The sequence below is a fragment of the Marinicella sediminis genome (assembly GCF_002000055.1).
GTDB lineage: Bacteria > Pseudomonadota > Gammaproteobacteria > Xanthomonadales > Marinicellaceae > Marinicella > Marinicella sediminis.
In genome coordinates, this window is sequence record NZ_MVBD01000002.1 from 291,642 (window position 1) to 304,289 (window position 12,648).

General features: G+C 46.8%; 7 protein-coding genes. 3 read left to right on the top strand and 4 right to left on the bottom strand.

Going from position 1 to position 12,648, the window contains the following annotated elements:
- Positions 1 to 15: 15 nt before the first annotated feature.
- Positions 16 to 4,932: an NAD-glutamate dehydrogenase gene (locus B0475_RS03790; RefSeq protein WP_157892686.1), complete on the bottom strand. Its 4,917-nt coding sequence runs from the start codon at positions 4,930 to 4,932 to the stop codon at positions 16 to 18.
- A 318-nt stretch (positions 4,933 to 5,250) separates the two neighbouring features.
- The gene (locus B0475_RS03795; protein ID WP_077410186.1) at positions 5,251 to 5,877 is read right to left on the bottom strand and encodes a glutathione S-transferase family protein; all 627 of its coding nucleotides are present in this window, start codon (positions 5,875 to 5,877) and stop codon (positions 5,251 to 5,253) included.
- Between the two features lie 130 nt (positions 5,878 to 6,007).
- Between B0475_RS03795 and B0475_RS03800 the strand changes: the two genes are divergently transcribed.
- From B0475_RS03800 to B0475_RS03810, 3 genes are read left to right on the top strand one after another with little or no spacing between them, the layout of a single operon-like run.
- Positions 6,008 to 6,928 carry an ArsR/SmtB family transcription factor gene (locus B0475_RS03800; protein WP_077410188.1) on the top strand — a complete coding sequence of 307 codons (921 nt, stop codon included), beginning with the start codon at positions 6,008 to 6,010 and terminating at the stop codon, positions 6,926 to 6,928.
- Positions 6,929 to 6,943: 15 nt separating this feature from the next.
- Positions 6,944 to 10,600 (top strand): methionine synthase, encoded by a 3,657-nt coding sequence (metH, locus tag B0475_RS03805; protein ID WP_077410190.1) that lies wholly within the window; start codon positions 6,944 to 6,946, stop codon positions 10,598 to 10,600.
- A 12-nt stretch (positions 10,601 to 10,612) separates the two neighbouring features.
- Entirely contained in the window at positions 10,613 to 11,206 is a 594-nt protein-coding gene (locus B0475_RS03810) for an acyltransferase (protein ID WP_077410192.1), read from the top strand.
- Between the two features lie 182 nt (positions 11,207 to 11,388).
- Here B0475_RS03810 and B0475_RS03815 read toward each other — a convergent pair whose 3' ends face one another.
- Positions 11,389 to 11,733, bottom strand: coding sequence for a 4a-hydroxytetrahydrobiopterin dehydratase (locus tag B0475_RS03815; RefSeq protein WP_077410194.1), 345 nt, complete (start codon positions 11,731 to 11,733; stop codon positions 11,389 to 11,391).
- 32 nt (positions 11,734 to 11,765) lie between these two features.
- A complete protein-coding gene (phhA, locus tag B0475_RS03820) occupies positions 11,766 to 12,569 on the bottom strand; it encodes a phenylalanine 4-monooxygenase (protein WP_077410196.1) in 804 nt (267 codons plus the stop codon).
- Positions 12,570 to 12,648: the final 79 nt, after the last annotated feature.

Genomic DNA, 12,648 nt, shown 5'->3' on the forward strand with positions numbered 1-12,648 from the left:
GGCTGATGACACCTTTTACTTGGTGGCGCTCACCAAATGACTCAGGGTATTGATGGCCACCATAATGGTCGGATAATCCACTTGTTTTTCCAACTTGATTGAAGCCATCATGTCTTTGACATTTTTCACCTGAACACTGAAATCCTGACCCCACTGAGTCAGTATCACATCACTGCTTTGTTTCTTGCCATATCGTTTGATCAAGGAAGCCGTGAGTTCAGCGTGGTATTCAGTCAGATCATCCCGCAAGCCACCACGTGCATGAACGTGCCATTGATTGTTGACCTTAAGCTGCTCGATCATGTTCTGCAACCACAGTAGATTGAGCATCTTACCCAGTGGGAAATACATGTCAGCGGCTTGTTTGACGGTGACAGATTGTTGGTTGGCCACGCTGACCACATCCAAAGATGCACTGAGGTATGGAAGTGCTGATATTTTACTTGAAAGATCGTCGCTAAAACCTTGTTTTTGATATGTTTTAACAGACTTATTGAGTGCTGTTTGATCGGCATCACTGAGGTACTTGGCTAAATCCTTACTGAATTGATTGACCCCTTTATTCAACAAATTGACCTGAGATTCAATGTTCAGTTGATGACCCAGGTTATTCAATACCCAACGGGTGGTTTGTCTGACAAACTTCCAGATTTCCACAAAAGCCTCAATCTGTTTCACCACCTCTACCTCACCATCATGATGTTCGATGCCTTGCCACAGTTCATTCAACTTAAACAATTCTGTGGTGATATAAAAAGCCTGACAAATGGCCCCCACATCGGCACCGGTGTCTTCTTGCATGCGCATCACAAAAGTAGCTCCCATGCGGTCAATCACCTGACTGGTCAGGATGGTGCCAATGATTTCACGTTTCAGTCGGTGATTGTCCAGGTATTTGGCATCCACTTTCTGTAATTTTTTCGGAAAATAATTCACCACTAAACGACGTAACCAGGGATCATCAAGTACTTTTGAGCCGATGATCTGATCATACAAATCCAATTTGGCATAAGACAACAGCACACACAGTTCTGGCCGGCTCAGGCCTTCCCCATTCTTACGCCGACGTTCCAGTTCGGCATCGTTGGGCAAAAACTCTATGTCCCTGTCCAGCAACCCTTTGTCTTCAAGTTGTTTGATCAGATGAGCTTTGGCCCCTACCCGGTTTGAGCTGAGGAATGACATGAAACTCAGGGTTTGGGTTTGCATGTAATTGTTTTTCAAAACCAGATCACTGACGTCATCAGTCATGGATGCCAATAACTTGTTACGGGATTTGAGGTCAAAATGACCATCTTCCATCATGGCTTTGAGCAAGATTTTGATGTTCACTTCATGGTCAGAACAATCAACCCCAGCCGAATTGTCGATGAAATCGGTGTTGACTTTACCACCATTATGGGCAAATTCGATGCGACCTTTTTGTGTCATACCGAGATTTCCACCTTCACCAAAAACTTTACATTTCAATTGCTTACCATCAACTCTTAAGGCATTATTTGCACTGTCACCTGCATCAGAATGAGTTTCATCTGAAGCTTTGACATAAGTCCCAATACCACCATTCCAAATCAAATCCACTTCTGACAATAATAAGCGGTTAATCAATTCCTGAGGTGCCAGTTCATCTTCTCTGATCTTCAGCCAGGCCTTCACTTCAGGCGAAATGGGAATGGCCTTGTCTGAACGCGAATAGATGCCACCGCCTTTGGAAATCAGTGATTGATCATAATCTTCCCAACTCGAACGGGATAGCTGAAACAGGCGATTACGTTCTTCCCAGGTTTTCGCTGAATCCGGATTGGGATCGAGGAAAATGTGCAGGTGATTAAACGCAGCCTTTAAACATATGTGTTTTGACAGCAGCATGCCGTTACCAAACACATCGCCCATCATGTCACCAATGCCTACCACTGAAAAATCCTCGGCTTGACAATCCACACCCAATTCCCGGAAATGACGTTTGACTGACTCCCAGGCTCCCTTGGCGGTGATGCCCATGCCTTTGTGATCATAACCAGCCGAACCGCCTGAGGCGAAGGCATCACCCAGCCAGAAGCCCCGCTCTTCTGAAATTGCATTAGCGATGTCCGAAAAAGTCGCAGTTCCCTTGTCAGCGGCCACCACCAGATAAGGGTCTTCCTCATCATGACAAACCACATTCCTCGGGGCGATGATCCGTTTGCCTTTGATGTTGTCGGTAATGTCCAGCATGCTGCCAATGAATGATTGGTAACAACTGACCACTTCAGCCATCACTTCGTCGCGGCTGCCATTGGGTAGTTGTTTGACCACAAACCCACCTTTTGACCCAACTGGTACGATGATGGAGTTTTTCACATTCTGGGCTTTCATCAGACCCAGCACTTCGGTGCGAAAATCTTCATAACGGTCAGACCAACGCAGCCCACCACGGGCCACCTTACCCATTCGCAGATGAATCGCTTCTACCCGCGGTGAATAAACAAAAATTTCCCGAAAAGGCACGGGCTTGGGCAGGAAAGACAAGGCCGAAGAATTGATCTTCATGCTGATTGCCGGTTTAAAAGAACCTTCTTTGTTGGTTTGATAAAAATTGGTACGCAACATCGCTTTGATGGTATCCACCACGTGCCTGATGATGCGGTCTTCATCCTGAGATTTCACGGTATCCAGTAATGCAGTGATGACTTTAACCACTTTATCAGACATGGTTTGCCGGGTGAATTTTCGGCTGCGGACGTATTTATCCACACAATCCTGTTGATACTGGGTCAATGTCACATTCAGGTGATGACATTGTAAAGAAAATTTCTCGCTGAAGCGATCCAGGTAGGTACGCACCTCTTTGGGCTCCACCACTTCAAGCTTTGGTGAAAAGCGAATGGTAAATAACTCAACCAGCCAACGCGAAATGTGCGGATGCTGGATCATGGCTTTCTCAATGTAGTCTTTGCTGTATGGCAACCCAGTCTGCAGCAGGTATTTCACCACACCACGGAGAAAATTGATTTGGCGCCAAGTCAGCCCACCAAGAATGATGAGTTTGTTCAAAGGGTCTGATTCCAGCTCACCAGCCACTACCTGACCGAATGCTTCATGGAAGCGGGTTTTCACCAGATCCAGCTCCAGGCCCTTGCCAGATGCCAGATTCAGGTCAAAATCCTGAACCCAAATATTCTCACCATCAGCCAGTTTCAATTCATAAGGTCTTTCACTGACCACATGCAGCCCAAGGTTTTCCAGATCAGGTAACACCGCACTCAAAGGAATGGAGCTGTGATAACGGAATACTTTAAAACGAAAATCACCCTGACGTTTAACCCTTGGGGCGTATAAACTCATTTTAATGTCATCTTCACCGTCCAGTTTGGCGGCATTTTCCACATCAAAAGAAGCCACCCAAGGGCTCACATCTTCAGTATAGGCCACTGGAAATGATCCTTTGAAGCGATCCATCAAACGCACACTCTCTTCATTGCCCAGGCGTTCTTTCAAGGCCATCGAGAGTCGGTCTTCCCAGGTGGTCACCACCTCAATGACATCTGTCTTGATGGTTTTCAGGATGTCATCATTGAATTGTTTGATGTCCCTGATGACCACATATAAACGCGCATAATGAGAATCGTCAATGGCCACCGCAAATTCAACTTCAATACCACCAACCGCATCGGCCAGGAGTTTTTGTATCTTGTGTCGTGTGCTGGTGCTGAACAGGTCACGCGGCACATAGACCATGAATGAACAGAACCGATTGAATTTATCTCTTCTGGCAGTGACCTGAGTGGTTATTTTTTCCTGAATCACCAATGATTGATAGACCGCTTTGAACAGTTCTTTGGTGTTTGATTGCAACACTTCATCCCGCGGCATGGTATCGATGATGTGCATCAGCATCTTGCCACTGTGTGAATTTTCATCAAACCCAAATTGTTTGATCAGTACTTTGATCTTGCTGTTGATGTATGGGATTTTCAATGAGTTGGTGTTACTGGCAACGGAAGTGAACAAACCGATGAACCGGTGTTCAGCGATGACTTTGCCCTGCTTGTCGGTTTCCAGAAAACCAATGTAATCCAGGTTACCTTTGCGGTGAATCTTTGACAAAACATTGACTTTGGTGATGACCACCAGATCTGATTGTTTGGCCACCTGATAATCTTCGACAGAAAGCTGACTGGCGTCATTGGCATTGGCATCAAGGTCTTCACTGAGCAAGCCCAAACCTGATTCCGGTTCTGCCACCAGCTGTTGCTTCTTCACAGTATGCTTGCGATAACCAAGGAACGTGAAGTGATCATCCATCAGCCAGTCAATGAAGGCCTGTTGCTGTTTCCTGACTCCAGAATCATCCAGATCACCCAGTTGATTTTTAACAGCTGAAATGGTTTTCAACATTGGCTGCCAGTCTCCCACTGCCTTTCTGATTTGTGCGAATACCTGGTTCAGGTAGTCTTTGAATGCCTTAACCTGAGCTTTGCTTTCGATGTGTTTGACTTCGATATAAATCAAAGATTTGGTCTGGGTCTGACCTTTTTTGGGTTTGTCGATGAGCACCCTTTTGTTGTCTTTGCCTTCAACCTGAATAATGGGATGCGAAATCAACTTAATGGAAAGCCCAAATTCGGCACAGGCCATGGTGGCTGAATCGACCAGAAAGGGAATGTTGTCATTGACCAGCAACAACTGTGACACCGCTTCATCCGGGGTGTCCTGAATAACCTCAATGATGGGATTGCGTAACTTTCTCAACGACATGCTGTTGATCATGGTATGCACTGTGTGCATCCAATAATCCATGTCATGGGACTCCACTTCGTCCATAGACATGTGCATAAACAGTTGTTTACCCAACTGTTTTATGCTGTCGGTATAAGGAGAGTCACTCTGGGTGACCTGACTGGAAAACTTTTTGATGAACTTTTTGTGTTCAGCAGTTAATAACGATTGCATCAGATTCTCTGGTATCTTCTTCGCATGAATGTAACAACCAGCCATGTCGCCTGAATCTGTTGATTCTGGGTTGTGACCGGGTCAAACAATATACCAGTGCTCAGCACTGTTGCTGAGTCACTGTCCCCAAAACGAGTAACCCACTGTTCCACAAATCAACTGTTGTTGGTGTCATCAGTCCCCGTCGTGTTCTGTCATCAGTGCCGGCCAACCTCATGTTTTTATGACGCTGATGAGAACTTGAATTTTAACGTTTTCAGTGAACGAAATACAGCGAATGAAAAAATATAATTGGATAAACTTTTTCAGGCCTGCAATTCATCTCAACCGATCGAGCCAGCTTCGGATTTTCAGGTCCGCCTGCATGTCCCGATACCAACGCTTCAACCCAGCATACCGATCAGTCAAACCATATTTGGCCGATGCATGAACCACTGGAAAACTCACCAGGTCTGCCAGGGTCATGTCACTGCCTGTCAGGTATGCCCGGACCTTCAGGGCTTGATCGAACACCTGATAAAAATCCAAAGCCCGATCACGCAATACATTGGCAGCTTCCGGCTGTGGTACTTCAATGAGGCTTTTGAGATAAAAATTGTTGAACAGATTGGTGGATATGTCGGTGAGCTGAAACCAAATCCATTCGTCTACCTGACTTCGGGAACTTTCATTCTGTGGGTACCATGCATCACCATATTGCCGTCCCAAATAAGTCACGATGGCTCCGGTTTGTGAGACCACCAAGGGCTTATCCCGCCCGTCACGTTCAGCAGGATCAACCAATACCGGAATCCTGCCAGAGGGATTCATCTTCAAGAACTCAGCTGATCGCTGCTCACCTTTCATTAAATCCACTGTTTTGATCTGATGCGGTTGTTCCAGACAATGCAAAACCAGTTCTGCCACCTGACCATTGATGGTGTTGTATGTGTATAGTGTTATCATTGCTCCTCCGGATTTGTGACAACTGCTGTTGTTCTTAGTCTGTTTCTTTATATCACATTGATTAATGCTTGTATATTTCACATAAACCACTAAAATTCATAATATCTCTTAATCAAGATATAAAGATATAATGAATTTGAACGATGTGTTTAAAACCCTTGCTGACGAGTCAAGGATCCGGTTAATTCTGCTGCTACAGCAACAGGAATTAACCGTGGCTGAATTGGCTGAGATCACCCGTCTGGCTCAGCCAAGGGTTTCAACACACCTGTCACACCTGAAAAAAAATCACCTGGTTCAGGTGCGCAAACAGGGTGTCAGTTCGTATTACCGACTCAATGAAATTCAATTTACAGAAGACTTCAATGGTATTCTGGAGCTGGTCACCGAGCACTATGCAGAACATCCGTTGATTCAACAGGATAAGGAACAATTGTCACTGGTGATGGCCAGTCAGGCAGCATCCAATCAGTGGGTCGACGCTGTAGCTGGCGACATGGAACGTCATTATTCTCCAGGGCGAACCTGGGAAGCCACCACCCGTGTGGTTTCCAGGCTGGCCAATCTGGGCCGGGTACTGGACCTGGGTTCAGGAGATGGCGTTCTGGCTGAGTTACTTGCCGCCAACAGTGAACATTATGTCTGTGTTGACAATAACAACAAAGCCATTAAGGCGGCTAAAGACCGCCTTAAACATCTGAATAATGTGGAGTTTCACCAGGCCGATATTCATCAACTTGTCTTACCAGATAACCAATTTGACCATGTGTTGATGTTACACGTACTGACTTATTCTGATGACCCGCTCAAAGTCATCAAACAAGCACATCGGGTATGTCGGCCTGGCGGCCAGTTAATTATCAATACCCTGGATCAACATCCACATGAATTTGTCCGAACAGAATATGGTCACAAAAACCTGGGTTTTGATGTCACCACCCTGAAACAACTCTGCCAGAAAGCTGGTTTTGAACACGTCAATGTTGCTGTCAGCTCTCAGGAACAACGCAAACCTCACTTTAAAATCATCACTGTTGAAGCCACCAAATAACCACCCACAAACATCATGAATCAATCAATTTCTGTCAAAAAAGAACTCGAAAGACACCTGCAAAAGCGTATATTACTGCTGGATTCAGCCATGGGAACCATGATCCAGACCCTGAAATTGACTGAGCAGGATTACCGCGGCGAATTGTTACAAGACCATGCCAGCGACCTCAAAGGCAATAATGACATCCTGTCACTGACCCAACCAGACATCATACGCACCATCCATGAACAAAACCTGGCTGCCGGTTCTGATTTTGTTGAAACCAACACCTTCAATGCCACCTGCATTGCCCAGGCTGATTACCAAACTGAATCATTGACATATGAAATCAACCGACAGTCTGCCGTGTTGGCCAAACAAGCCTGTGATCAATACAGCTCAGCCGACAAACCACGCTGGGTGATCGGGGTACTCGGCCCCACCAATCGCACAGCGTCAATCTCACCTGACATCAACCGGCCTGAATACCGCAATGTGACATTCGCTGAGCTGGTAGCAGCTTACACCGAAGCTGCAGAAGGCTTACTGGCTGGCGGCGCTGATGTCTTGATGGTCGAAACCATTTTCGATACGCTGAATGCCAGAGCTGCATTATTCGCCGTACAAACGGTCCTTGAAAAACAGTCAGATGACATACCGGTGATGATTTCCGGCACCATTGTGGATGCCAGTGGCCGCACCCTATCAGGTCAGACATTGGCCGCTTTTTACCATTCAATCCGGCATGTCAAACCCCTGGCCATCGGCCTGAATTGTGCACTGGGTGCAGATGACTTAATTCCATATATCAAAGAGTTATCGGACATTTGTGAGTGTTTCGTGAGCATTCATCCAAACGCAGGTTTGCCCAATGAACTTGGTGAATATGATCACAGCCCTGAACACATGGCTGACATCATGAAGCACATGGTAAATCAAGGTCAGGTCAACATCATGGGAGGCTGCTGTGGCACCACCCCTGAACACATCAAAGCCATGGCTGAACTGGCAGCTGGTCACTCACCACGGGTTTTGCCTGAACCTGCGCCCCATTGCAGGCTCTCCGGCCTGGAACCATTGACCATTACCCCGGAACTGAATTTCATCAACGTCGGAGAACGAACCAATGTCACCGGATCACTGAAATTCAAGAGACTGATCAAAGAAAACGATCTGGTCACCGCACTGGAAATTGCCCAGCAACAAGTAGACAACGGTGCCCAAATCATTGACATCAATATGGATGAAGGACTGATCGACTCCAAAGAAATGATGGTCACCTTCCTTAATCTGATTGGTTCAGAACCTGGAATTGGCCGGGTGCCCATCATGCTTGATTCCTCAAAATGGGACATCCTTGAGGCAGGTTTACAACACATTCAGGGTAAAGGGATTGTTAATTCGATCAGCCTTAAAGAAGGTGAAGACAGTTTCATCAGGCAAGCCCGGCTGGCCCAAAAATATGGGGCGGCAGTGATCGTCATGGCCTTTGATGAAACCGGACAGGCCGATAGCTTTGAACGGAAAACTGAAATTTGCCAGCGTTCATATGACGTTCTCACCCAACAGGTTAATTTCCCCCCGGAAGACATCATTTTTGATCCCAATATTTTTGCCATTGGTACTGGCATTGAAGAACACAACAACTACGGCAAGGACTTCATTGATGCCACCCGTTGGATCAAACAAAACCTACCCCATGCCATGGTCTCAGGTGGTGTATCTAATATTTCATTTTCATTCCGTGGCAACAACCCCTTAAGAGAAGCCATTCACTCAGTGTTCCTGTACCATGCCATCAAAGCCGGTATGAACATGGGCATTGTGAACGCTGGACAACTGACGGTTTATGATGACATTCCAACCGAGATCAAAGACAAAATTGAAGATTTACTGTTCAACCGGGACCCCAACGCCACAGAGGAATTGTTGGAGCTGGCTAAAGACATGCAGGGACAGGCCCAGAGTGATGAAAACAAACTGGCCTGGCGGGAACTACCGGTCACTGAACGCATCAAACATGCCTTGGTGCATGGCATCATCGATTTCATTGAAACGGACGCCGAGGCCGCACTGGACGAAATCAATGATCCACTTGCGGTGATTGAAGGGCCATTGATGGACGGTATGAATGTGGTTGGCGATTTGTTTGGTGAAGGCAAAATGTTCCTGCCACAGGTGGTGAAATCAGCACGGGTAATGAAAAAAGCCGTGGCCTGGCTGACACCACACATCGAAGCCCGCAAAGGCCGGCAACAAGCCAAAGGCAAAATCATCATGGCCACCGTTAAAGGAGATGTCCACGACATCGGCAAGAACATCGTTGGCGTGGTGCTGGGATGTAATAACTATGAAATCATCGACTTAGGAGTCATGGTGCCAGCGACACAAATACTGCAGGCAGCCAGGGACCATCAGGCAGACATCATCGGACTGTCTGGTTTGATCACGCCATCCCTGGATGAAATGTGCTACGTGGCATCAGCCATGCAACAACAGGAAATGGACATCCCCTTATTGATCGGCGGGGCGACCACATCAAGGACCCACACGGCATTAAAAATTGAACCTGAATACGAACACGCCACGGTGTGGGTCAAAGACGCATCCAGAGCTGTGGGAGTGGTTCAACAATTACTTTCTGAGGTCGACCAGGTCAACTACTGCCAACAAATCAAAGCCGACTACCACACCATCCGGGAAAGGCGAAAAAACCGCAGTGGTCAAAAGTCACTGATTGATTTGAGTCAAGCCCGCAGCAATGCCCTCCAGCTTGACTGGGATCATTTCACGCCAGTCACCCCCTCTTTCACTGGCGTACGGGTTCTGCACGACATGTCACTGCAAACCATCAGTGAATTCATAGATTGGACGCCGTTTTTTCAAACCTGGGAACTGCACGGACGATTCCCTGCCATCCTGGAAGATGAGCTGGTTGGAACAAGTGCCTCAGAGTTATACCGCGATGCACGGGCCATGCTCCAACAAATCATCGATGAAAATTGGTTGCAATGCAAAGCCGTACTCGGGTTTTTCCCAGCCCACGCTGAAGGCGATGATGTACTGATTGAACACCAGGGCACCACGCATCGCCTGCTGAACCTCAGACAACAGGCCAACAAACCCAAAGCCAACCTTTGCCTGAGTGATTTCATAGCACCAGCATCCACTGCCAAGCAAGACCACATCGGGGCATTTGCGGTGACCGCAGGCCTGGGTATTGAACCACATATCAAACGTTTTGATGAAGCCAATGATGATTACAACAGCATCCTGCTCAAAGCCCTGGCTGACCGACTTGCAGAAGCCTGTGCTGAGTACCTGCATCAACAGGTCCGTATCCGTTATTGGGGTTACCAGCCTGAAGAAACGCTGTCTAACGATGAACTGATCAACGAACAATACCTTGGCATACGACCCGCCCCCGGTTATCCGGCTTGTCCTGATCACACCCAGAAAGAGTTGTTATTTAAGTTACTGGATGTGACCAACAACACCGGCATCGAACTGACTTCAGGGTTAACCATGTATCCAGCCTCCTCTGTCAGCGGTTTTTACTATGCCCATCCTGATTCCCAGTATTTCGTGGTTGGCAAGATCAATCAGCAACAGGTAACTGATTATGCCAAGCGAAAAGGGATAACTGTGGAAGAAGCTGGTAGAATATTGCGTCCTAACATCGATGATTAATCAGGTTTCGTCATGAGTTTTTACAGCATAGATGGGATACGACCTCAAGTTGATCCCAGCAGCTTTGTTCACCCCACCGCTTCAGTGATTGGTGATGTCATCATCGGCAAGCATTGTTACATCGGCCCACACGCCAGTTTACGCGGTGACTTTGGCCGCATTGTGCTGGAGGATGGGGTCAACTTTCAGGACGGTTGTATCGCTCATTGCTTTCCCGGTGGTGAAACCCGTGTTGAGCAAAACGGCCACATCAGTCACGGAGCGGTACTGCACGGCTGTGTGATTGGCGAGAACAGCATGGTGGGCATCCAATCGGTGATCATGGACAATGCCGTCATCGGAAGCGAATGCATGATCGCGGCATTGAGTTACATCAAACCCGGCTTCATTGCTCCTGACAGATCCATCATTGCCGGCTCACCTGCCGAAGTCAAAAAAACAGTCACCGATCAGCAAATCAGCTGGAAAACAGAAGGCACAGGCGTTTATCAACACCTGACAAAACGTTGTCTGGCTTCATTCAACCGCTGTGACCCACTGTCGCCTGCTGACAAGCAGTTAACAGGTGCAGCGTTAGACATTAAGCACTTCAAACCCTTGAAATAAGCAAAGCATTTTCATTACTTTCGCTTACATCTGCGACTGCCTTTTGTCTCAACTTAGATGCGATCAAGGTATCAGGCAACCAACATTCTGATGCATAACAGGGTTCACAGACAGCCCCTCACAAGCCAGGAACTTCCACAAGCAACCTACGTACTGTTGAATCACTTTGACTGCTCTGACCGTTATGCCCTTGATGCGACTGTCAGCTCGTCAACGGCTTTGGCACAAATGAAATCATTTCTGGTCAGTCCTTTGGCCTCGTGGGTAGTGAATGAAACCCGGGCATAATTGTAGCCAAAACAAACATCAGGATGATGACCCTGCTGATCGGCCAGATTGGCCAGGGCATTGATGAAGAACATGGTTTTGGCAAAATTTTTAAAACCAAAATTACGGCTTATTATCAGGCCATCATCACTGATCTGCCAGCCAGCATTGATGACTTTCATGTACTCGTACAGATCATCCTGCGTCAACAAACCCAAGCCACTTTGGCACGGATCACAATGTTGTTCACTGAAGTTCATGTGCAGACTCCTTTACTGTGGTGAAAAATACATTATACCGCTCTGGCCAATAAGTGATGAGGCTCTTTAAGCCCCCTGGTCCGGGCTTTTTCTATTTCACTGAGTAAGTCACACTCGGTGATTTCAGCCAGATGGTCAAATGAATCCAATACATAATAAATGGGTTGTTTGATATCAATCCGGTAAGGTGTGGTCAACACCTCAGTTAACTCAAATGGCAAACGTTGTGGTAAATCACTGGTAGCAGCGTATATTAATTCTGTGGGAGAAGACGCTAATCCTGAACCCATGGGTACCATGTGGTTCGTGTTGTTTTTTATCAGTCCAAATTCTATGGTGAACCAATACAATCTGGCCAACCAGGCATGTTGCTGACTGGTGGCTTGTTGGCCAATCCGGCCAATTGTTTGAGAAAATTCAGCCACTTTGTGGTTGGTCAGTAATGGGGTGTGGCCAAATATTTCATGGAAGATGTCAGGTTCTTTGACATAAGCAAAGTCTTCTTTTCTGCGAATGAATGACGCTGCTGGAAACTGCTTGTTGGCAAGCATGTCAAAAAACCGTTGATAGCCTATCAGTGCTGGTACAGGCACAACCTGCCAACCAGTTATGGATGATAATTTTTCAGAGATTTCAGAACACTGGGGAATTCTGTGGCTGGGCAGATCGAGTGTGGCTAATCCCTCTAAATACTCGTTAACCATATGCCTTTGTACCAGACTGATTTGCGCGTTGAATAATTCGGCCCACATGGCATGTTCATCTGCCTCATATTGAATCAGACCTTCAGAATCGGCTTGTTTCGCGAGGTAGTTGTTGGAGGTGTAACGGCTCATGTCAGTAAATCATTTAACGTAAGCACATTGTATGTATTTTCTCAGGAACCAAATCCCAATAATTCTTTATATTTGACCA